The sequence below is a fragment of the Salinivibrio sp. IB643 genome, from assembly GCF_001996105.1.
Taxonomy (GTDB): domain Bacteria; phylum Pseudomonadota; class Gammaproteobacteria; order Enterobacterales; family Vibrionaceae; genus Salinivibrio; species Salinivibrio costicola.
In genome coordinates this window covers 23957-46044 of the sequence record NZ_MUFF01000016.1, presented here as the reverse complement: position 1 = coordinate 46044, position 22088 = coordinate 23957, and the positions used below count along the sequence as shown (strand labels likewise).

The 22088-nt window shown below is 50.5% G+C and carries 18 protein-coding genes; 10 read left to right on the top strand and 8 right to left on the bottom strand.

Going from position 1 to position 22088, the window contains the following annotated elements:
- The 3 genes from rimI to BZG77_RS08905 are packed head-to-tail and all read right to left on the bottom strand — an operon-like array spanning position 1 to position 1265.
- Positions 1-462: a ribosomal protein S18-alanine N-acetyltransferase gene (gene rimI / locus BZG77_RS08915; protein WP_077646977.1), complete on the bottom strand. Its 462-nt coding sequence runs from the start codon at positions 460-462 to the stop codon at positions 1-3.
- On the bottom strand, positions 455-847 hold the full coding sequence (locus BZG77_RS08910; RefSeq protein ID WP_077646976.1) for a DNA polymerase III subunit psi: 393 nt from the start codon (positions 845-847) through the stop codon (positions 455-457). Before BZG77_RS08910 ends, rimI begins: the two co-directional genes overlap by 8 nt.
- A gap of 16 nt (positions 848-863) precedes the next feature.
- The gene (locus tag BZG77_RS08905) at positions 864-1265 is read right to left on the bottom strand and encodes a hypothetical protein (protein WP_021023634.1); all 402 of its coding nucleotides are present in this window, start codon (positions 1263-1265) and stop codon (positions 864-866) included.
- Positions 1266-1598: 333 nt separating this feature from the next.
- Here BZG77_RS08905 and BZG77_RS08900 point away from each other — a divergent pair, with 333 nt between their 5' ends.
- A complete protein-coding gene (locus BZG77_RS08900; RefSeq protein WP_077646975.1) occupies positions 1599-3695 on the top strand; it encodes a sensor domain-containing protein in 2097 nt (698 codons plus the stop codon).
- Between the two features lie 79 nt (positions 3696-3774).
- Here BZG77_RS08900 and nlpI read toward each other — a convergent pair whose 3' ends face one another.
- Both nlpI and pnp read right to left on the bottom strand, forming a co-directional pair.
- Positions 3775-4653, bottom strand: a complete 879-nt coding sequence (gene nlpI, locus BZG77_RS08895) for a lipoprotein NlpI (protein WP_077646974.1) — start codon at positions 4651-4653, stop codon at positions 3775-3777.
- A 68-nt stretch (positions 4654-4721) separates the two neighbouring features.
- Complete coding sequence (gene pnp / locus BZG77_RS08890; RefSeq protein ID WP_077646973.1) at positions 4722-6869, bottom strand: polyribonucleotide nucleotidyltransferase; 2148 nt, start codon at positions 6867-6869, stop codon at positions 4722-4724.
- Positions 6870-7285: 416 nt separating this feature from the next.
- Here pnp and prfC point away from each other — a divergent pair, with 416 nt between their 5' ends.
- From prfC to deoB, 7 genes are all read left to right on the top strand, one after another.
- Positions 7286-8875: a peptide chain release factor 3 gene (gene prfC / locus BZG77_RS08885; RefSeq protein ID WP_077646972.1), complete on the top strand. Its 1590-nt coding sequence runs from the start codon at positions 7286-7288 to the stop codon at positions 8873-8875.
- Between the two features lie 158 nt (positions 8876-9033).
- Entirely contained in the window at positions 9034-9804 is a 771-nt protein-coding gene (locus BZG77_RS08880; RefSeq protein ID WP_077646971.1) for a TatD family hydrolase, read from the top strand.
- A 210-nt stretch (positions 9805-10014) separates the two neighbouring features.
- Positions 10015-11301 carry a NupC/NupG family nucleoside CNT transporter gene (locus BZG77_RS08875; protein ID WP_077461821.1) on the top strand — a complete coding sequence of 429 codons (1287 nt, stop codon included), beginning with the start codon at positions 10015-10017 and terminating at the stop codon, positions 11299-11301.
- 133 nt (positions 11302-11434) lie between these two features.
- Complete coding sequence (locus tag BZG77_RS08870; protein ID WP_021023640.1) at positions 11435-11605, top strand: XapX domain-containing protein; 171 nt, start codon at positions 11435-11437, stop codon at positions 11603-11605.
- A 369-nt stretch (positions 11606-11974) separates the two neighbouring features.
- Positions 11975-12751, top strand: coding sequence for a deoxyribose-phosphate aldolase (gene deoC, locus BZG77_RS08865; RefSeq protein WP_077646970.1), 777 nt, complete (start codon positions 11975-11977; stop codon positions 12749-12751).
- Positions 12752-12834: 83 nt separating this feature from the next.
- Positions 12835-14166: a thymidine phosphorylase gene (gene deoA / locus BZG77_RS08860; RefSeq protein ID WP_077646969.1), complete on the top strand. Its 1332-nt coding sequence runs from the start codon at positions 12835-12837 to the stop codon at positions 14164-14166.
- Between the two features lie 11 nt (positions 14167-14177).
- Positions 14178-15398 carry a phosphopentomutase gene (deoB, locus tag BZG77_RS08855; RefSeq protein ID WP_077577110.1) on the top strand — a complete coding sequence of 407 codons (1221 nt, stop codon included), beginning with the start codon at positions 14178-14180 and terminating at the stop codon, positions 15396-15398.
- A 98-nt stretch (positions 15399-15496) separates the two neighbouring features.
- On the opposite strand, the gene BZG77_RS08850 is transcribed toward deoB, so the two are convergent.
- A complete protein-coding gene (locus tag BZG77_RS08850; protein ID WP_077646968.1) occupies positions 15497-16090 on the bottom strand; it encodes an AhpA/YtjB family protein in 594 nt (197 codons plus the stop codon).
- A gap of 131 nt (positions 16091-16221) precedes the next feature.
- Between BZG77_RS08850 and serB the strand changes: the two genes are divergently transcribed.
- On the top strand, positions 16222-17196 hold the full coding sequence (serB, locus tag BZG77_RS08845; protein ID WP_077646967.1) for a phosphoserine phosphatase: 975 nt from the start codon (positions 16222-16224) through the stop codon (positions 17194-17196).
- Here serB and BZG77_RS08840 read toward each other — a convergent pair.
- Entirely contained in the window at positions 17193-19550 is a 2358-nt protein-coding gene (locus BZG77_RS08840; protein WP_077646966.1) for a PilZ domain-containing protein, read from the bottom strand. The two genes, serB and BZG77_RS08840, sit on opposite strands and share 4 nt — an antisense overlap.
- Before the next feature lie 123 nt (positions 19551-19673).
- On the opposite strand from BZG77_RS08840, the gene radA reads away from it, so the two are divergent.
- Positions 19674-21050, top strand: a complete 1377-nt coding sequence (gene radA, locus BZG77_RS08835; protein ID WP_077577104.1) for a DNA repair protein RadA — start codon at positions 19674-19676, stop codon at positions 21048-21050.
- Here radA and BZG77_RS08830 read toward each other — a convergent pair.
- Positions 21045-22070, bottom strand: a complete 1026-nt coding sequence (locus BZG77_RS08830; protein WP_077646965.1) for a peptidoglycan DD-metalloendopeptidase family protein — start codon at positions 22068-22070, stop codon at positions 21045-21047. The two genes, radA and BZG77_RS08830, sit on opposite strands and share 6 nt — an antisense overlap.
- Positions 22071-22088: the final 18 nt, after the last annotated feature.

Below are 22088 nucleotides of genomic sequence, written 5' to 3'. Positions count from 1 at the left end.
TCAGTCGGCTACTTTTTGCATCACCCACGCATCTTCTCGTCGACCGTCGGCACACGCATAATAGTGTTTTCGGCGGCTGACGGGCTTAAAGCCATATTTTTGATACAAGACTTGCGCCGCGATGTTGCTTTCGCGTACCTCCAGCCAGATACTCTCCGCACCGGCTTCATTCAGGCGTTTGATCATCGCCTCAAGTAAAATACTTCCCCATCCTTGCCCTTGATAGGTGGGCTCAATCGCAATGTTCAATAATTCTCCCTCCCCGGCGACACAGCGCGCGTAAAAATACCCAATCAGTAATGGGTGTGGCTGCATTAAATGAAGCCCATACGCGTGGTCAAAACGGCCAGTTGGCGCCGCCAGTTGGATACCTGACCAGGGTGAACTGTGGGCGCGCTGCTCGATTGCGCTGATGGCTGTGATGTCATCGTGCGCCAGCGGACAAAGATAATAATCAGTCATATTGGCAAATCTGCCGCCACAGATCGCGTTTGGCGGTTGGGTTGTCGTGCATCTGCGCTAAGGGAATCGAATCTAAACGTCGTACGCCATCAATAATTACATCCGGTGTGTCAATATACCAGCACCAGGTTAAGCGATGTTCACCCAGTGCCGACAACGCTGCATGCGGTAATTGACGCGCCTGCTCGGGGTGCAATTTCATGCTCTTGAGTATATTGCCGAACAACCACGCATCTTTTTCACTGAGCGGCGTATCACAGACCAGCAATAATTGGCAGGCGTCTGGTAACTGGATAACTTCGTGCGTTTGGTTATAAATGGCTGGATGACGTAACTGCCAGACGTCGAGGCCCATCGCTTGTAAACGTTGAATGTCGGTTAACATCGTTTTGGCATCCGTATTAAGCGGTCGCGGCGGCTAATTGCTTATACCACCAGGTATCGTTGGTCTGTATCGGGGCAAACTCAGCGCGCGCTGCCTCAGCACTGGGCATTATTTTAAGCCGGGTATAGCCAAACTCAAAGAGGGTGGATTCCGCTTCGTCCAAGAGTGGCATTAAAAGGTCGGGATCTGGACTGTGCCATAACGCGATTTCTTGGCTGTTGTTATCCATTTGCGCATCAATCACTACAATATGGCCCTGTACCTCTCCCATATCGCTGGTCGCGAGCAACGACAGAGAAATAAGCCCGGCTTCACGCCATTGCTTGAGTTGGTCGGCTTGATAAGGACGCGTGATATCGTCGCGCCACCAACGATCCAGTTTAACCAAGTCGGCGGGCGCTTCTGAGCGAATAAGCATAAGACATACAGCGGTGAGTAAATGTTGTGGTCAGGATAACCGATTCCCGATCCGGTGCAAGAGTGACAGTGAGTCTCGCACAGATTGTTACGCAGCTAAATGCATAAATAGCCGCCAAATTGTGCAGTTTGGCAACACACTCTCGCTTTTTTACTGATTTTGAGTGCCTTTTCTCTTTTTACCGATAAATGTGCGGTATATAGTGAGAAAAGCTTGAACCTATGACGTGTGCCTCATAAAGTGCTACTGACAATGAAGTTAAAAGTGTCTAATATATGAGACGCTTGTCTCGATGATGATGTAATCGAGCGTGATTACCCAATGTGAGCCCCCATGCCAATATCGTCGTTAAATGATTGGTTTTACTGCTTAACCGATAACAGTCCGTTCCTTTTTGCCATTCTAGATAGTACCGATCGCTACGTGTACGCTAACCCGCGCTATTGTGAGTTGGCGGGTCTTTCCTCTGTCTCGTTGAAGGGGCTTTGTGACAAAGACACGCTAGGCGAGGCGTTTTATCAAGCGGTAAAACCGCATTATGAGAAAGCAAGACGCGGGGATGGCGTGGAAGGAGAAGTGGTGATTGCGGATGAGTATCATAGCTCAAGCTTTCATTTCAGTGTGGCACCGCTTAAAAACTATAAGGATGAGCAAGGACAGCCTTGTGTTATTTTCCATGCAGTTGACACCTCGGAACGTCAAATTTTAGCCAGTGCGCTGGAAGAAGCGGATGAAAAATATCATCGTTTAAGTTCATTGATCGACGATGGCTGTTGCCTGGTGGAGGACGGTTGTATTCTCTCCGCGAACCCTGCTGCAGCGACCTTGCTAGGGGTGGCATCCGCAGACGACTTGCTCGGTGAGCCGGTGGCGAATTATTTAGCGCTTGCCGATCAAAACCATTCGGTGATAGAGCGCTTAGCGAGTGCCAATGATCGCGAGTGCATTGACGCATTGAGTAGTAAAAAAGGTGCGTCTGTGCGCCTTTCTCAGTCGCCGATTCAGGTATTAGGTAAACAAGCCACTATGTTGCGCTTACACGCACCTTATACAGAGGTGAAGCGGCTGCAACCCGCACAGCACGATGAAATAAGCAAAGTGGGCGAGCCGCAATGGGCCAATATTGATGCCTTGACAGGATTGTATAATCGCTATGGCTTTAGCAGTGAACTGGATAAACTGATCCGTGCGCAGACGCCTTTAGCCATGTTATATCTTGACGTGGATAATTTTAAAAACATCAATGACTCGCTAGGCCACCACGTGGGTGATCGGGTGTTGCAAGATATCGCACAACGTTTACGCGCACTGCTTTCCGCCGACACCATTATTGGTCATTTGGGGGGCGATGAATTTGCGGTGATCCTACCCAAACCTGCCACTGAAGACATGGTCGAGCAGTTAGCTGACAAGGTTGTTGGCGCGATTAGCCAGCCTTTTGAACTGCACTACTTTAGCAAATATTTGGCCTGTTCCTTGGGGATGGTGCGCTACCCTGAAGACGGTAAAGATGCCAGACAATTACTGCAAAATGCCGACACGGCAATGCATGAGGCGAAAGAGCAAGGCCGAAACCGTGTGGTTGAGTATAACAACAGTATGAGCAAAGAAGCGCGGATGCGTCTGTGGCTGGAAATTGAGCTGCAAAAAGCGTTGCAAAGCAAAAGCCTAGAAGTCTGGTATCAGCCCAAAGTGAATGCGGGTGATTTTCGTATCAATGGCGCAGAGGCTTTGGTGCGCTGGAAGCATCCAGTGGAAGGTTACATCAGTCCAGGGCGTTTTATCCCTGTGGCTGAGCGCTGCGGCTTGATAGAGGCGCTTGGGCGCCATGTGATGCGGGAAGTGTTTCAAAATGTTCATCGTTGGCGGCAACAAGGATTATTACCGGGCCGGGTCGCGATCAATTTATCGCCAGAGCAATTTAGTAGCCCTAAGTTAATTGAACATATGGAAAAGCTATTAAAAGCAACCGGCGCCAATCCTGAAGATATTACCTTTGAACTTACCGAAAGCGCGGTAATGAGAAATGATGAGCACGCGCTGACCATGCTGAATGCGATTAAATCATTAGGGTTTGCGTTATCGATTGATGATTTCGGGACAGGGTACTCGTCGTTGTCCTATCTCGCGCGCTTTCCGCTTGATGAGCTCAAAATCGATCGCGCCTTTATCCATGAGATGGATGCGCTCAGTAAGCAGGTGACGCTGGTGGAAAGTATTATCCACCTTGGGCGAGCGATGGAGATGACGGTGGTGGCTGAGGGCGTCGAAACTCGCCAGCAAGCATCGATGTTGACCAACTTACATTGCGACACCATTCAAGGCTATTACTTTCACTCTCCGATGCCGAAGCGAGAGTTTGAACAATTGCTACATAAAAATAAGCCGCAAAATCAACCGCCACAGCTATTAGCGCCCACCCACCCGTGATGATTATGTGTCAGTGAAAATAAAAAAGAGCAGGAAAACCTTGCTCTTTTTAGTGTGGTATATGGGTCGCAAGCATGGGCTATGGCTGACGGTAAGCCAGGCGGTTGAGTTCAAGTAGCGCGTAACGATGCTCAACAAATTGATAGACATTACCTGACATGGCGAGCTTATAAAGCGCGACAGCGCGATCGTTATCGCCTTGATATTGGTACCGTTTGGCGAGATAAAAATACGCTTCACACAGGCGCTCTGCTAATTGTTGGTTATCTTTGCCCTGAGCGGCTAATTGTTCAAGCAACTCGCGTTCGCTGATCACCCCCAGATACATGTCTACCAGTTGCCAGCCCCAGCCGGTTGTCTCGGCGTTTGCTTTGCGGGTTAACAAGGCTTGTTGAGCTTGGGATTCACCTTGCCAATCGCGCTCCACTAAATAAAGCCAAATCAGGCGATAAGGGTCGTCGCGATCTTCTTGGTAGTGATTAAGTAAGTCTTGATAGGCCAGACGATAGCGCCCGCCATAATACAGGGCAATACCGCGGTTACGTTCGGCATAACTATGGCTATCATCAAGCTCTAACGTTGAGTCAAACGCTTCGTAAGCCGCATCGTAATGGCCATTTTGAGTAAAATAGACACCGAGAATATTGAATACATTGGGTTGGTCAGGCTTTAAAGATAAAGATTGGTTGAAATCTAATCGTGCTAAGTCGCGCATGCCAAGATTATCGTGCATTAATCCACGTTCATAATGCAGTTGCGCACGTGCCTCGTCGCTTAAATCCTTTCGTGCGAGTAATTGATCGATGCGTGCCAAATGGACTTCCTGTTGCAGTGTTGGCTGCAAGGGAACGGCCATCGGTGGGAAAGTCCACTGACTGCTACATCCTGCCAGCAACAATGACGCCATCATCAGCAATAACAGCGCCACATTGGTCAGTGGTTTATAAAAAACGGTCATGAAGGCGCATCTCCGTGTAAAAAAAAGGGGGCCTCAGCCCCCTTTATATCATGAATAACTCGATGACTCTAAGCGTCAGTACTTGGCGCTTGCTCCGCAGGTGCGGCGTCTTCTGAAGGTTTGTCTGTGCCTTTCTCAGATGCGGCCTCTTTCATGCTTAGGCGGATGCGTCCTTGGCGATCAACCTCGAGCACTTTGACGTCCACTTCTTGGCCAACTTGAAGGTAATCGGTCACTTTCTCAACACGCTCATCGGCGATTTGAGAAATGTGAACCAGGCCATCTTTACCGCCAATCACAGAGACGAAGGCACCGAAATCAACGATACGCTGAACCTTACCGGTATAGATACGGCCCACTTCGACTTCTGCAGTGAGTGCCTCGATGCGTGAAATGGCATCTTTGGCTGCTTCACCGTCGGTGGCCGCAATTTTTACCGTACCATTGTCGTCGATTTCGATCGTGGTGCCGGTCTCTTCGGTCAGCTGACGGATCACTGCGCCGCCTTTACCAATCACATCACGGATCTTATCAGGATTGATGCTCATGGTATGGATACGAGGGGCAAACTCAGAGATGTCATCACGAGCTGAACCAATCGCTTGATCCATCACATCCAAGATGTGCAGACGCGCGCCTTTTGCTTGGCTCAGGGCGATTTGCATGATCTCTTTGGTGATCCCTTCGATTTTGATGTCCATCTGCAAAGCAGTCACACCGTCGTCGGTACCGGCCACTTTAAAGTCCATATCACCGAGGTGATCTTCGTCACCCAAGATGTCTGAAAGAACAACAAACTCGTCGCCTTCTTTCACCAGACCCATGGCAATACCGGCCACGGATTTTTTCACCGGTACACCGGCATCCATCAGCGCAAGGGATGTACCACAGACAGATGCCATGGATGACGAACCGTTAGATTCGGTGATCTCAGACACCACACGGACGGTGTACGGGAAATCGTCCTGGCTTGGCATCACCGCAGCGATACCGCGTTTAGCGAGACGGCCATGGCCAATTTCACGGCGCTTTGGTGAGCCAACAAATCCAGTTTCACCCACACAGTATGGAGGGAAGTTGTAATGCAGCATGAAGCCTTCTTGGCGCTCACCCATGATCGAGTCAATGGTTTGCGCATCACGCTGGGTACCCAAGGTCGCCGTTACTAGCGCTTGCGTTTCACCACGGGTAAATAAGGCACTGCCGTGTGTACGTGGCAATACGCCGGTACGGACATCAAGGGCGCGAACCATGTCTTTTTCACGGCCATCAATGCGCGGTTCGCCGGCGATAATACGCCCACGAACCACGGTTTTTTCTAGGTCGCCAAGCATGCCGAGGATTTCACGTTCATTGAGGCTTTCGTCTTCACTTAGCAAAGCGGCAACCACGTCTTGCTTCACCTGGCCAACTTGCTCGTAACGGGCCATTTTTTCAGTGATCTGGTAGGCCTGAGCCAATGGACCTTGTGCCATTTCAGCTACACGGGTTTGTAGCGCAGCGTTCACTTCTGGCGCTTGCCAATCCCAAGTAGGCGTTCCCACTTCGGCGGCAAATTCTTTAATGGCGTTGATCGCGGTTTGCTGTTGCTCGTGACCAAACATTACAGCTTGCAGCATTTGCTCTTCGCTCAAGCGATCAGCTTCTGACTCAACCATCAGTACTGCGCCTTCTGTCCCTGCAACAACCAGGTCCAGTTTACTTTCGTCGAGTTGCGCTGGGCTTGGGTTAAGAACCAACTCGTCGTTGATATAACCCACGCGTGCAGAGCCAATCGGGCCGTTGAATGGGATGCCTGAAATCGCTAAGGCGGCAGAGGTACCCAGCATGGCGACAATGTCAGGGCTAACGGCTGGGTTAACAGACACAACCGTCGCAATGACTTGTACTTCGTTTTTGAACGAATCAGGGAAAAGCGGACGGATTGGGCGGTCAATTAAGCGTGCGGTGAGGGTTTCTGACTCAGATGGACGGCCTTCGCGTTTGAAGAAACCACCTGGGATTTTACCTGCTGCGTACGTACGCTCTTGGTAGTTGACGGTTAGAGGGAAAAAGCTTTGGCCTTCGGCGGCTTCTTTTTTACCGACAACAGAGACGAATACCGAGGTATCGTCCATGCTGACCATGACGGCACCATTGGCTTGGCGTGCCATGACGCCCGTTTCCAATGTCACAGTATGATTGCCGTATTGGAATGTTTTTACGATTGGATTCACAGATTATTTCCTTGTTGCTGAGGGATAAACCCTTTGATTTATCTCACTAATTGTCGGCTTTCAGCTGTTCACCATCGCGACTAATGAAAGCACGCTGCGCGGATGGTTGATCTTGATGGGCAGTATGCTGTCAATAGTCGCGACCTAATGGTCGACGTTGTTGACTGTTTTACAGCTGAAAGTGGCACTAATTATACACGTGCTTCACCAATAACGACACCACAGGGCCGTCAATTGACGACATTTGTGATGGATTTGGCAAGCAAACTTGACCCTAACGTGTGCAGATAACCGTGCCAAGTCAGATTTGTGAATTGAAGCTGGCTACAAGATCAGCGAAAATACGCCACCTTTGTGATTTACTTCCTCAGTTGGCGCTCGATTGCCGCCTGAATCAAACAAGAAGATAACCTGCTATGTCAAATACACCGCTGCAACAGGAAGTTGATAAACGACGCACCTTTGCAATTATCTCCCACCCGGATGCGGGTAAAACTACCATTACTGAAAAAGTGCTGTTGTTCGGACGTTTGATTCAAACAGCCGGTACGGTCAAAGGGCGCGGCTCTAACCAGCATGCCAAGTCAGATTGGATGGACATGGAAAAAGAGCGTGGGATCTCGGTGACCACCTCGGTGATGCAATTTCCTTACAACAACTGCTTGGTAAACCTGCTTGATACCCCAGGGCACGAGGATTTCTCGGAGGATACCTATCGAACATTGACGGCGGTTGACTCTTGTTTGATGGTGATTGATGCCGCGAAAGGGGTTGAGGACCGGACCCGTAAGCTGATGGAAGTGACTCGCCTTCGTGACACGCCGATCATCACCTTTATGAACAAATTGGATCGAGATATTCGCGATCCGATGGAGCTGCTTGATGAAGTCGAAAGTGAGCTCAATATTGCCTGTGCGCCAGTATCATGGCCAATTGGCTGCGGCAAAGGCTTCCAAGGTGTTTATCACATTCACCGTGATGAAAGCATTCTCTATCAGTCTGGTCAGGGGCATAAAATCCAGGATGCCCGTATCATCAAGGGCTTGGAAAACCCTGAGCTGGATGATGCAATTGGCGCTGACATAGCGCAAGATTTGCGTGACGAGCTGGAGTTGGTAATGGGGGCCTCGCATGAATTTGATCGTGAGCTGTTCTTAAGCGGTGAGCTGACGCCGGTATTCTTTGGTACCGCACTGGGTAACTTCGGTGTGGATCATATGCTGGACGGCTTGACCGAGTGGGCGCCTAAGCCGATGGCGCGGTCAACTCATGATCGTGAAGTAAGTGCCGATGAAGATAAATTCTCAGGCTTTGTGTTTAAAATCCAAGCCAATATGGATCCACGTCACCGTGACCGTATTGCTTTTATGCGTATTGTCTCCGGTAAGTATCAGCAGGGAATGAAGCTGCGCCATGTACGTTTAGGCAAACAAATCAATATTTCTGATGCGGTGACCTTTATGGCAGGGGATCGGTCACGGGCTGAAGATGCGTTTGCCGGCGATATTATTGGCCTGCATAACCATGGCACCATTCAGATTGGCGATACCTTTACCCAAGGAGAAGATCTTAAATTTGCCGGGATCCCGAACTTTGCGCCTGAGCTATTCCGTCGCATTCGTCTCAAAGATCCATTGCGTCAAAAGCAACTATTGAAAGGCCTCATTCAGTTATCTGAAGAGGGCGCAGTACAGGTATTCCGCCCGATGCAGTCGAACGATCTCATTGTTGGCGCGGTCGGTGTCCTGCAGTTTGATATGGTGGTGGCGCGCTTGAAAGCCGAGTATAACGTTGACGCACTCTACGAGCCGATCAATGTCGCCACCGCGCGTTGGGTTGAGTGTAAGGATGAGAAGAAGCTGGATGAATTCCAGCGCAAAAATCAAGCTAATCTCGCGCTGGATGGCGGCGATAACCTGACCTATATCGCGCCGACGATGGTCAACCTCAACCTGACGCAAGAGCGTTTCCCAGACATTGATCTTAGAGCCACCCGTGAGCACTAAGTGATCTTGGCGTATGTCAAAGACATCGCAGTGAGGTAGGCAAAGTGTCTTGTCCCACTGTGAATGAGGGGTAAACCTTCTATAATGCCGTCTATATAGAGACGGCATTCTACTCTCGAGAGGACAGCGATGATGAAGGTGGTTTTGGCGGTTAAAGCATGATTGATACCCATTGTCACTTCGATTTCTCCCCTTTTAATCAGGCGCCGGATGAGTACTGGCAAGCGGCGCGTGAGGTTGGCGTTACGCGCATGGTGGTACCAAGTGTCAATGAACAAAACTGGCCGGCGGTATTAGCGCTGACGGAACGTTTTACTGAGATGTATGCTGGCTTGGGGTTACATCCATGTTTTATCGATATGCACACAGACAACAGCCTCGCCGTATTAAAAGATGCGCTGGTATCACGGCCATTGTCCTGCGTGGCGGTCGGCGAAGCCGGTCTGGATTATTTTGTCGCGCACACCCCAGAGATGAAGCAGCGTCAGCACGCCTTACTTGATGGTCAGTTATGGCTTGCGCGCCGTTATGACTTGCCCATTATTTTGCATAGCCGTCAATCTCATAACGACTTGCTGCGACTGGTGAAAGCGTATCCTGGCGTGCGCGGTGTGCTGCATGCGTTTAGCGGTAGCGAGCAACAAGGCAAACAATTTATTGATGCTGGGCTAATGCTTGGCGTGGGGGGCACCGTCACCTATGAGCGGGCGAATAAAACGCGTCAAGCTATCGCGCGCTTACCGCTCAACCATTTGCTCTTGGAAACCGATGCCCCTGACATGCCACTTGCGGGATATCAAGGAAAACCCAACACACCCGCCCAGGTATCTCGGGTGGTCGATGTGGTCGCAGCGTTAAAAAGCTGTGATAGAGATCACCTGGTGGCCGAAACATCAGGCAATGCTGAAAGAATGTTTGGCTTTCACTAAGCGCGAACGTGCGTGAGACAAACGTTTGCAGTTGTATAAGCTCACAAAACTAGATCAAAGTCATACTTATTGATGCATTGCAAAATAGTTTTACAGAGAACTGTGATTGGAATATTACTTTAATGTGACTGCTCTGCGTATAATCCCTCCCCGGAAGCCAAATTCCACTCTGTCGAGACGCCAACTTTTTACTTTGAGGATGCCAATACTATGAGCCTGCTGATGAGCGTAATCGGGATGGTTGTACTGCTAGGAATAGCTGTTCTCCTTTCTGACAATCGCAAAGCCATTAACCTCCGTACCGTGGGTGGCGCATTTGCTATCCAACTCTTTTTCGGTGCTTTCGTACTGTATGTCGACGTGGGTCGTGACATTCTTTACGGCGCATCACAATACGTTGCCAACGTCATCGCATATGGTGACGAAGGGATCAGCTTCATCTTTGGTGGACTGGTTTCTGACAAAATGTTTGAACTGTTCGGCGGTGGCGGTTTCGTCTTCGCACTGAAAGTTCTGCCTGTTATCGTATTCTTCTCATCACTGATCAGTGTGCTTTACTACCTGGGTATTATGCAGGTTGTGATTAACGTACTCGGTGGGGGGTTGCAAAAGGCCTTGGGTACATCGCGTGCCGAATCCATGTCTGCGACGGCGAACATCTTCGTGGGTCAAACAGAAGCGCCTCTCGTGATTCGTCCCTTTGTCCCGCGCATGACCCAATCAGAGCTGTTTGCCGTGATGTGTGGTGGTCTTGCCTCTGTCGCCGGTGGTGTATTGGCCGGTTATGCGTCAATGGGTGTACCGCTTGAGTACTTGATTGCCGCTTCATTTATGGCGGCGCCTGGTGGTCTGTTGTTTGCTAAAATCATCAAGCCAGAAACTGAAGAGCCAGTTGAACAAATGGCCGATGCCACCGCAGAAGGCGTTGAAAAGCCTGCTAACGTCATCGATGCCGCTGCTGGTGGTGCCTCTTCAGGTATGCAACTGGCCCTGAACGTGGGTGCAATGCTACTTGCCTTTATCGGTTTGATTGCTCTTATCAACGGTATGCTAGGTGGTATCGGCGGTTGGTTTGGTTATCCAGACATTACGCTTGAGCTGATCCTGGGTTACTTGTTTGCCCCATTTGCGTTCCTTATCGGTGTGCCATGGGAAGAAGCAGTGGTTGCCGGCTCTTTCATCGGTCAGAAGATCGTCGTCAACGAATTTGTCGCTTACCTCAACTTCACCCAATATCTTGGCGATAACGCACAAGTTGTTGCGGCAACGGGTGTTGAGATGACGGAGAAAACCAAAGCGATTATCTCATTCGCATTGTGTGGTTTTGCTAACTTGTCATCGGTGGCCATTTTGCTTGGCGGTCTCGGTGGTCTGGCGCCTAGCCGTCGTCCAGAGATTGCACGCTTTGGTGTCAAAGCGGTGGTTGCTGGTACCTTGTCTAACCTGATGGCGGCAACAATTGCGGGTCTATTTGTGACGCTAACCATGGCTGGTTAATCGTTTACGCGCGAAAAAATCGTGCCACATAGAACGCCACACAGTGAATCTGTGTGGCGTTTTTTTATAGGGTGTATACTCAGGGAGTATCCGATAAATAAAGTGAAGCTAGTTAACAAAATAAGGAAAAACGATGCAGGAAGTGCTCCTTGCGGTAGTCGCCGGGTTTTTAGTCGGTGTTTTGTTTAGTGCTATCAAGTTACCTATCCCCGCGCCACCGGTTTTGTCGGGTGTGATGGGGATTGTTGGTGTCTACTTAGGTGGGATCGGCTACCAGTGGATTATCGAACGGTTTTTCAGCTAACCCGTATTGATTCTGCCAAGCAACACTGTATTTTCCAACAGAAACGGTAAAAACTAGTTTTGCCGAAACGGCGTTGGTAAAATAAGTGAAGGCCGTCAAAGTTTGGTGGCGCCACAATCTTTATTTTCCTCTTATGGTTAGCAACAAAGGTGTGGCTAGCCCCAATCGAAAACGTCCAATGGTAGAACTGCGAACACAAATGTGTTTGCACGCGGCAACAAGGATGGTTGGTTGAAGGCGGCGCAAGGTCCAGCCTCAAACTTTATGGAGCCAAGTCCGCTGAGCAGCAACCGGCTATAAGTGACGGTTGCCAACACAGTGGCCAACCCAATACCTGTTTGGCAAAAGAATGAGGACTGGAGATATCCAATGAACGAATTACATACCGCGGCCCTACGCGCACTCAAATTAATGGATCTGACCACGCTGAATGATGATGACACCGATGAAAAAGTGATCACCCTGTGTCAGAACGCGAAAACGGCTGTGGGTAATACGGCTGCTGTCTGCATTTATCCGCGCTTTATTCCGATTGCGAAAAAAACATTACGCGAACAAGGCACGCCAGATGTCCGTATCGCGACCGTGACTAATTTCCCACATGGCAATGATGACATAGATATTGCGGTGGCAGAAACCAAAGCTGCCGTTGCCTATGGCGCCGATGAAGTGGACGTCGTTTTTCCATACCGTGCGCTGATTGCTGGTGACGAAAGTACTGGCGCTGAGCTGGTGAAACAATGTAAAGCGGCATGTGGTGACAAGGTGTTGCTTAAAGTGATTATCGAAACCGGTGAACTCAAAACTGAGGCCCTGATCAAGCGCGCCTCGGAGATTGCCATTGAGGCGGGGGCCGACTTTATCAAAACCTCTACCGGTAAAGTGACTGTCAATGCCACGCCTGAAGCGGCTGAGATCATGCTGAATGTGATCAAAGACAAAGGCGTTGCAGAACGTGTTGGCTTTAAGCCAGCCGGTGGCGTGCGCACCGCAGAAGATGCGCAGCAATACCTGGCTATGGCCGATCGCATTCTCGGCGACCAATGGGCCGATAACCGCCACTATCGTTTTGGCGCATCTAGCTTGTTGGCGAACTTACTCCACACCTTGGGTGAAGGCGAAAAAGCGGCTGAAGGTGGCTATTAATCAAGTTGCCACTCACCCAAACAGTGGGGCGATCGAGGGTCGTGTCCTCGGTCGCTCACGTATTGAGCTAGTAAGGAGGATGCATGATCTTACCTCAGGAAATTATTCGTAAGAAGCGCGACAACATCGCGTTAAGCAAAGAAGAAATTTATTCGTTCATCCAGGGTGTTGCGAATGACTCAGTGTCGGAAGGCCAAATTGCTGCATTTGCGATGGCGATTTACTTCAATGATATGACCATGGATGAGCGTGTGGCTCTGACCTGTGCGATGCGCGATTCCGGTATGACCATCGATTGGTCACACATGCATTTTGATGGCCCCGTCGTGGATAAGCACTCGACAGGGGGCGTCGGTGATGTAACCTCGTTAATGCTGGGCCCTATGGTGGCGGCATGCGGCGGTTATGTGCCGATGATTTCAGGCCGTGGCTTAGGCCATACCGGCGGCACACTTGATAAACTGGAGTCTATTCCGGGTTATAACATCATGCCAAGCAACCAGGTGTTTGGTGATGTCACACGTGATGCTGGCGTGGCGATCATTGGCCAAACTGGCTCTTTGGCACCGGCCGATAAACGTGTGTATGCCACCCGAGATGTCACCGCCACCGTTGACAATATCTCATTGATCACAGCATCAATCTTGTCGAAAAAGCTCGCGGCAGGTCTCGATGCTTTGGTCATGGATGTCAAAGTAGGATCGGGGGCGTTTATGCCCACGTATCAAGATTCAGAGGTGCTGGCGAAATCGATTGTGGGCGTGGCCAATGGTGCCGGCACCAAAACCAGTGCGTTACTCACTGACATGAACCAAGTGTTGGCATCGTCGGCGGGTAATGCATTGGAAGTGAAAGAAGCGGTCGACTTTTTGACCGGTCGTTACCGCAACCCTCGCCTGTATAATGTGACCATGGCACTGTGTGCGGATATGCTGGTGGTGAGCGGGCTAGCGTCAGATGTGACGCAAGCGAAACAAAAATTGGATCACGCATTGGATAGCGGTCGTGCTGCCGAGTGTTTTGCCAAAATGGTCGCAGGCCTAGGTGGTCCCTCTGACTTTGTCGAGTCGCCGGATCAATACCTGGCCAAAGCGTCAGTCATTAAGCCTGTCTATGCCGACCGTGCTGGAACGGTCAACGCGATGGATACGCGGGGATTGGGCATGGCTATTATAGAAATAGGTGGCGGCCGTCGGGTTGCCAGCGATAAAATTGATTATGCCGTTGGGTTGAACGAAATGATTCGTCTGGGGCAAAACGTGGATGAGCAAACACCGCTCGCCATGCTCCACGCTCAAACTGAAGAGCAATGGCAACAAGCGGCCAATGCGGTGCGAACCGCAGTGAAAGTAGCTGATGAGGCACCCAGTTCTACGCCGGACGTATATCGTCGTATCAGCTTACAAGACGTCTAATGGAGGCGATCATGAAACGCGCAATTGTATTAGTTTTAGACTCATTTGGTATTGGCGCCACTGAAGACGCCGTAAAATTTGGTGACCAAGGTGCTAACACTCTTGGCCACATCGCACAAGCGTGCGCAAAAGGTGAAGCCGACAACGCCGATCGCAAAGGTCCACTGTCTTTGCCTAACATGACCAAACTTGGACTCGGTAAAGCCTGTGAAGAATCATCAGATTATTTCCCTGAAGGACTGGATCCTCACGCCGAGATCATTGGTGCTTATGCGCATGCCAAAGAGCTGTCGTCAGGGAAAGATACTCCATCTGGCCACTGGGAAATTGCCGGTGTGCCTGTCTTGTTTGAGTGGGGGTATTTTTCTGATCTGACCAATAGCTTCCCAGAAGTACTGCTTGACCGCATTGTTGAGCGTGCAGGGCTACCGGGTTATATCGGTAACTGCCATGCATCGGGAACGCAGGTGCTCGACGATCTTGGTGAAGAGCACATGAAAACCGGGAAACCGATCTTCTATACCTCGGCAGACTCTGTGTTCCAGATTGCCTGCCACGAAGACACCTTTGGGCTAGACAATCTGTATGATCTTTGCCAGATCGTGCGTGAAGAGCTGGAAGACTACAACATTGGCCGTGTGATTGCGCGCCCGTTTGTTGGTCCAGGTAAAGGCCAGTTCGAGCGTACCGGTAACCGCCGTGATTTATCGGTTGAGCCACCGTCAGCCACCGTACTGCAAAAAATTGTCGATGAGAAAGGCGGTGATGTCATTTCTATTGGTAAGATTGCTGATATTTATGCTCACTGTGGGATCACCAAGAAAATCAAAGCAACTGGCCTTGAAGCGCTGTTTGATGCCACTAAAGATGCGATCAAAGAAGCGGGCGACAACAGTTTAGTCTTTACTAACTTTGTCGACTTTGATTCCGCCTATGGTCACCGTCGTAATGTTGCCGGCTATGCAGCTGCACTCGAGTATTTCGACCGCCGCTTGCCTGAAATTATGGCGATGTTGGAAGACGATGATGTGCTGCTACTGACTGCAGACCACGGCTGTGATCCAACCTGGCCAGGTACGGATCATACTCGTGAGCACATCCCGGCATTGGTCTATGGTAAAAAAGTGCCAGCTGGCTCGCTAGGTCGCCGCGAAACGTTTGCGGATATTGGCCAATCGTTGGCACATTATTTTGATACCTCACCAATGGATTACGGCAAGTCATTCTTGTAATCGTCTCCGAGTGATCGCAATAAAAAGAGATGGCAGCGTGCCATCTCTTTTTTTGTTGCCTCTCTCTAACTGACTAGGTTGTCGATACTATGATGGCGTTACCAAGGCAGTATGCTTGATCGGTTGTCGCGCCGTAGTAGTATGGCCATCAATAGCGCGCCGAGAAACAGCGCCAATCCCTGTAGGGCACGAAGCTCAGTAATGGTCGATTGGATCTGTTGTTTGGCATGATCAATCACCGAATGGTGTTCAAGCGTGAGGCGTAAAAAGCCGATAATATCGCCATCACGGCTAATGGGCGTCATTAATTGCTGTCGTCCTTCGCTTTCGAGTCCAAGCGGCGTGGTGAGGCCCACGGCGGTTTCAAGCGGCAACGCATGGGTAGAGCGGACAACGGGGCGCCCGTTAAGTTGATAAAAGCTGGCATCGCGAATCAAAGGCTCGGTCGCTAGCTGGTCGGCGAGGGTTTGCAGTGGCTGGTAATTTTTGTCGACCAATGCATCATAGGCTTGCGCGCCGATTTGACGTGTCATTAACTGGGCGAGCTGATCGGTTTGCTGATAAAGCGCTTGATACTGGCGTTGGCTTAAGGTCGTACTATAGAGCATTAACGCCGCAATGGCACTGAATGCACTGATCAGAATTCCCCACCGAGTGGTTCGCCGTAGCGCTTTGCGCGAAATTGAAAACATACCTACCTCAAAGCCGTGTTGACGGCGTAATTAGCACTGGAGCTGAGTACACTTTTTATGGTATCACAGCCTCAACTCGATTGTTTTATTGACGAGGCTCTGCTTGAGAGCTGAAAAGGAAAATACTGACCATGGATAAGGCTAAGCCCTTGGCAATTTACCGCGCATCCGGACTGTATCGTCGCTTTCCCACTGTTACCCGCACGCTTCCCTATCGACGCCGAAACGGTGGCTGGATTCTCTTCGCTGAGACCATTAGCGTTGATCATTTAGACAATATTGCTTTTTTTACCGGTCACGCAGTCGACGTCATGGATGCGTGGTGTGTCGGCCCGTATCAGATTTTATTAATGAGTGGTGAGCTCACGCCCGATCACCGAGCCGTGATTGATGCTCTCGGATTAGATTGTGCAGATCTGCACGCATTGCCAGATTTAAGTAAACCTGGATTGGCTGTGTTTGATATGGACTCAACAGCCATTGAGGTTGAATGTATTGATCAAATTGCCGCACTTGCAGGTGTAGGTGAGGCGGTCTCGGCGGTGACAGAGCGGGCAATGCTCGGAGAGCTTGATTTTGAGGCGAGCCTGCGCCAACGTGTGGCTGCGCTTAAAGGTACAGATATTGCTGTTCTTGATGAGGTGAAAGCGCATTTACCGTTAATGCCAGAAATGGCGGCGTTAGTCGCAAGCTTAAAAGCACACGGCTGGTACGTGGCAATCGCGTCTGGCGGCTTCACTCACTTTTCTGATCACCTTCAGCATCAGTTAGGGTTAGATTATGCCGAATCAAACCAGCTTGGCGTTGACGAGGGCAAATTGACTGGCGACGTGGTAGGGGCTGTTGTCGATGCCCAGCGTAAAGCGGATATTTTAACCACACTGGCGCAGCAGTACGATATTGATCCTGAGAATACCTTAGCGGTCGGGGATGGCGCCAATGATCTGGCAATGATGGAGGCGGCTGGACTCGGCATTGCCTATCACGCCAAGCCAACCGTGAATGCTCGAGCACAAACCGCAGTGAAACATTGTTGGCTCGGAGGGGTGCTTTGCGTACTCTCTGCGAGCCTGCGAGCGGGGAAAATTAGCTGGCAACCGCGTTAACGGCCCAAGCGCATCAATACTTCGTCGGTGACATCCACTAACTCACCGTACGCACACAGCGAGATAAATTCGTCTTCGAGTTGGCGTGCTTTATGGCTGTCACGCTTGAGTAGCGCCGATAATTGTGATGGCTCAATGTCTTGCTCTGCGTGAGTCATAGGCGTCATGCGATTGCGTATCACGGCAAACGTGCCGCCTTTTTGTGCCAACTGAACGAATTTACGTCGTGCATCGTCCGATTCAAACTCGCTATCGGCAAAGGTATATACCGCTCGCACTTTGTCGGCTTGGATATCTATCCACACAAAGTACTCACGGACTAATTCATTGAGCGGTTGCGATGGGCGAGTGACTTCATGGGTTCGCGTTAAAATTTTATCGCCGAAAACCGGATAAAAAGATAATTGACGTCCGCCACCCGCCCGTTCGAGAAAACGGTATAAGGGGCCCGGTGGTAAGTTGATCCCAACAGCAGACACCGACAAAGCGCCATTATCTCGTTGGACAAAATAGGGCTGTACGGTCAAACGCGTCAGCAACAGCTGGTGCATGGCCCAAACCAGAGGCGGATCGGGTAAGCGTTCATCGAGTACTGTTAACTTATCCTGGTTATGTTCAATCAATCGGCGTAAGTATTGTCGGCGCCGGGTATTCGGTGACTCGGTGGTCAGTTTTAGCTGAATATTGTCTCTTTTCGGACTCACTCGAATCACTTGATACGGCATATCGACCAAGGGAGCGCGCGGGTCAATATTGACAAATGTATCGAGCGATACCGAGACAAGATCATCTCTTGCCCCTTGAAACGGTTGCGTCAGCGTCACATTGAGTCCTCCAGAGGAAAAGTCAATCAGCTGACCTTTCAGAGGCCCTTGTTCAGCGTGAACCATTGATACTTCCGATCGATAAACGTATCGGGGCTCCCGTCGTTGTGGCTGGCGATCGGATGAGATGAGCTGCGCACGGCAAACGGGGTTGCGCTGGTGTAAAAAACGTCGCAGGACCTGGCTAGAGCATTGAGGTTTTGGGTGTTCAAGGTAACTGCGTCTTCCGTCGGCATGAGTGACATCTTGTACCAGCGCAACATGGGTCAGCGTTTTGAGGGTGTTAAGCCAATCGGGTGACACATCTTGGAGGCGTTCAATATCTGTCGCATTAATGGCAGACATCGTCACTTTAAACACGCGCCACGAGGCGCGCTTGGCTCCCAGGTGCCAAAAAAGCTGGCGCTCTTCTTCGCTCATTTCACTGGGGGAGGCGGAGTAGAAAAAACGCTGTTTGTTTTTTTCAACAGAAAAGCAGTACAGCAACAGCTGGTTGGTGGAGGCACCGTCGAGTTGGAGCAGTGATAACCGTTCAGTGTTAAACAGATGATTGATCACGGGTTGATTACGGTTATCGTGCCAGTAGGCCCATAGCTCTTGATTCTGTCGCGTTTGTAGCACATATTCCATTTTATCTTGTGCGAAATAGAGCGGTAACACACTGGTATGATGCAAAAAAGATTGCTCGTAACTTTGTAGTTTTAACGTGAGCAGTTTGTCTTCGCCATCTTGCTTGCCGCGAAAATCTGGCGCGGTCATTTTTGCTTCTAATGCTTGTTTTATCGCGTCACTGCTCGTGTCTAGCCGCAGCCGCAGCCAGACATTGCTGGTCGAGTCTTTGTTGTCATCGACGCCGATAATCCGATAACTCAACCCCTGTTCAAGATCGGGGTCCGGGTATGTTTGTGCGAGAGTGGTAAAGCGAACCACCACCTCTGAGCTCGGTGGATAATCGAACGCAGCAGGCACACGAACCCGACAGCCCGAGTTCGATAAATCACTGGTCACTCCATGCACTTCATGGCCAGTGTTGAGCGTAATTAAGACTTGTGTAGCAAAATGAATGCGGCTTTCACTGCGTGATAAGTAATGACCAAATGTCAGCTTTTCGGGTAAGAGTGCCGACTGTGACGCATCGCTGACCGGCCCTTTTCCTTGTTGTTGGTGCTGTTTCTCTTTTTCGTGCTTCACCCGAAAGTTATTCGGTGTGTTATGCAAATCTTCCCATAATCCTTGGGTGAGTTGGCCGTTATACATAGGGAGGCGATCGTAGTAGCGGTTAATCGCCACATCATCGAGCCAGTGCTTTTGACCGTGCAGGCTGTATTCGTGGCAGTCGCCATCCACTTTCCCGCGTAAGTCGATGGCGCGATTGCATGGGGTTATCAGCCGTCTGATCTCCATTTTGATCAGCAGCTTTGCGGAGCTGGGCTCGTTAGCCGTGAGCTTATCGAGCAACACCTCAAATTTCGGGGTTTGGGACAGAGGAAGCAGTTGCTCAATCAGTCCCTGGTAATCATCCTGCTTCATGGCAAAGTCTGGTAAAGTAATCGCTTACTTTGTTAACGGCATCTTCTCTGAAAAGTGTCGGGATAATGAATAAGATAGCAATCATTTTGTGACTTAGCTGACATCATACGTATTGGAGAGCGAATGGCAAAAACAAAACGAGCCTACGTGTGTAATGACTGTGGGGCAGATTTTCCGCGTTGGCAAGGGCAGTGTTCTGCATGCGGGGCGTGGAACACGATTACCGAAGTGAGGTTAGCGGCCTCGCCTCAAGTCGCACGCAATGAAAAATACGCCGGTTATACCGGCAGTGCCGAGGGTGTCGTACAAACCTTACAAGATATTAACCTGCAAGAAGTACCGCGTCTAAGCAGCGGTTTTAAAGAGCTTGATCGGGTACTCGGTGGTGGCATTGTGCCGGGGGCGGCAATTCTTATCGGTGGTAACCCTGGCGCGGGTAAAAGTACCTTACTATTGCAAACCATGGTGGGCTTAGCACACCATTTTCCGACACTGTATATCACCGGGGAAGAATCGCTCCAACAAGTCGCGATGCGGGCTGACCGACTCGGGTTACCCAAAGATAAGCTTAAGTTATTGTCTGAAACGGGCGTTGAAACCATTTGTCAGGTTGCGAAAAAAGAGCAGCCTAAGATCATGGTGATCGACTCCATCCAGGTGATGCATGTCGCCGATGTGCAATCGGCGCCTGGGAGCGTGGCACAAGTCCGTGAATCTGCCGCCGCCTTAACCCGTTACGCCAAACAAAACAATGTGGCCATTTTTATGGTCGGACATGTGACCAAAGATGGTTCACTGGCAGGCCCGAAAGTGCTTGAGCATTGTATCGACTGCTCGGTGTTATTGGACGGATCGAGCGATAGTCGCTTTCGCACTTTACGCAGCCACAAAAACCGTTTTGGGGCGGTGAATGAGCTGGGCGTGTTTGCCATGACAGGTCAGGGGTTGAAGGAAGTGAGTAATCCGTCGGCGATTTTTCTCTCCCGTGGTGAGGAGCAAACTTCTGGCAGTTCGGTCATGGTCGTCTGGGAAGGCACGCGCCCATTATTGGTCGAAATACAGGCGCTGGTGGATTATTCGCAATTGGCTAATCCCCGTCGGGTGGCTGTGGGGTTAGAGCAAAATCGTCTAGCGCTGTTATTGGCGGTGTTACACAAGCACGGCGGGCTGCAAATGTCTGATCAAGATGTGTTTGTGAATGTGGTTGGTGGCGTCAAAGTGACTGAGACCAGCGCGGATCTGGCCTTGTTGCTTGCGTTGATCTCAAGCTTTAGAGACCGGCCTTTGCCAAGAGAATTAGTCGTGTTTGGCGAAGTCGGTTTGGCCGGTGAAATTCGCCCGGTACCCAGTGGGCAAGAGCGGTTAATGGAAGCGGCGAAACATGGCTTTAAAAAAGCGGTTGTCCCTAAAGCCAATATGCCCAAACAGACGCTTGAAGGCATGACCGTGTACGGTGTGAGCAAGTTGTCAGATGCGTTGGCAGTATTAGAAGAGTTATAGCGGCGGTTGCTTGAGCCACATAGCGGCATTAGCCGGGGCGCGATCATCCTCTGCGTCACGCTGCTGTGCGGTGCTTAGCGGTGGGTTAGGGGCGGGCATGTTGGCGACTTGGACCTGGGTTTGGACCAAGTTTTCCACCACGGCGACCAAATGTCCCCAGCTCACGCGTTTTTCGTTTTCGAGTAAGGAATCGAACTCTTCAGTGCTCCATTTTATAAAGCGACGTGGGTCAAGGGCGCGGCCCAAAAAGCGCACTTCATAATGCAAATGCGGGCCAGTTGATAATCCGGTGTTACCCGACCATGCAATTAAATCTCCTTTTTTCACAAATTGCCCGCTCCGGACATTGAATTTATCCAAATGGGCATAGAGTGTCATAAAGCCAAAGGCGTGGTCGATTTTGATAAAGTTACCATAGCCTTTGCGGCGGCTGGGACGGACATATTCGACGACGCCATCCGCGGGGGCATACACCGGCGTGCCGACGTCTGAGGTCAAATCTAAGCCCATATGGAATTTTTCTTTCCCTGTCACAGGGTGAGTTCGTGAGCCATATCCCGAGGAGCGTCGGTAGCTTTCAAGCGGTTTACCATTCGGGATTAGCTGGAGCATGGTGTAACGCACCGCTGAGTTAATCGCTGCGACATCGAGACGGTGAGTGAGCGAGGCGTCTTTAGCCACTGATTCTAGCCCGAGCATATCTTCAACCGTGACCACGCGTTGTGTCAGGGCGGTGAGTTCAACATCTTTGTTCTCGATGGTTTGTGACAGCGCATCACGTTTTTGTTGCAACATCGCCACCTCGTTATTTAAGGTCGCGCGCTCTTGGCGTAATCGTTCAACAGCCGCTTCGGCCTCGGTCGAACGCTCAGAAAGCAGGTACAGGCTAGCAAAGGTGATGGTGAGAGCCGCGAGTATCACTAATGCAAGGGTTTGCACGACCTTTTTACGGGTCGGGCAGAGGGTATAGTGTTTCACCCCGTTCGGGTGCGTTACGGCAATATGGATATGGTCTGTCATGACTGGTTACTGCTGGCC

Excerpts from the sequence above, each read along its gene's own strand:
- prfC (WP_077646972.1), top strand. The coding sequence starts at position 7,286 with ATGTCAAATACACCGCTGCAACAGGAAGTTGATAAACGACGCACCTTT.
- radA (WP_077577104.1), top strand. The coding sequence starts at position 19,674 with ATGGCAAAAACAAAACGAGCCTACGTGTGTAATGACTGTGGGGCAGAT.
- serB (WP_077646967.1), top strand. The coding sequence starts at position 16,222 with ATGGATAAGGCTAAGCCCTTGGCAATTTACCGCGCATCCGGACTGTAT.
- deoC (WP_077646970.1), top strand. The coding sequence starts at position 11,975 with ATGAACGAATTACATACCGCGGCCCTACGCGCACTCAAATTAATGGAT.
- deoB (WP_077577110.1), top strand. The coding sequence starts at position 14,178 with ATGAAACGCGCAATTGTATTAGTTTTAGACTCATTTGGTATTGGCGCC.
- BZG77_RS08880 (WP_077646971.1), top strand. The coding sequence starts at position 9,034 with ATGATTGATACCCATTGTCACTTCGATTTCTCCCCTTTTAATCAGGCG.
- nlpI (WP_077646974.1), bottom strand. The coding sequence starts at position 4,653 with ATGACCGTTTTTTATAAACCACTGACCAATGTGGCGCTGTTATTGCTG.
- BZG77_RS08850 (WP_077646968.1), bottom strand. The coding sequence starts at position 16,090 with ATGTTTTCAATTTCGCGCAAAGCGCTACGGCGAACCACTCGGTGGGGA.
- BZG77_RS08910 (WP_077646976.1), bottom strand. The coding sequence starts at position 847 with ATGTTAACCGACATTCAACGTTTACAAGCGATGGGCCTCGACGTCTGG.
- BZG77_RS08830 (WP_077646965.1), bottom strand. The coding sequence starts at position 22,070 with ATGACAGACCATATCCATATTGCCGTAACGCACCCGAACGGGGTGAAA.
- BZG77_RS08900 (WP_077646975.1), top strand. The coding sequence starts at position 1,599 with ATGCCAATATCGTCGTTAAATGATTGGTTTTACTGCTTAACCGATAAC.
- BZG77_RS08905 (WP_021023634.1), bottom strand. The coding sequence starts at position 1,265 with ATGCTTATTCGCTCAGAAGCGCCCGCCGACTTGGTTAAACTGGATCGT.
- BZG77_RS08870 (WP_021023640.1), top strand. The coding sequence starts at position 11,435 with ATGCAGGAAGTGCTCCTTGCGGTAGTCGCCGGGTTTTTAGTCGGTGTT.
- rimI (WP_077646977.1), bottom strand. The coding sequence starts at position 462 with ATGACTGATTATTATCTTTGTCCGCTGGCGCACGATGACATCACAGCC.
- BZG77_RS08875 (WP_077461821.1), top strand. The coding sequence starts at position 10,015 with ATGAGCCTGCTGATGAGCGTAATCGGGATGGTTGTACTGCTAGGAATA.
- deoA (WP_077646969.1), top strand. The coding sequence starts at position 12,835 with ATGATCTTACCTCAGGAAATTATTCGTAAGAAGCGCGACAACATCGCG.
- BZG77_RS08840 (WP_077646966.1), bottom strand. The coding sequence starts at position 19,550 with ATGAAGCAGGATGATTACCAGGGACTGATTGAGCAACTGCTTCCTCTG.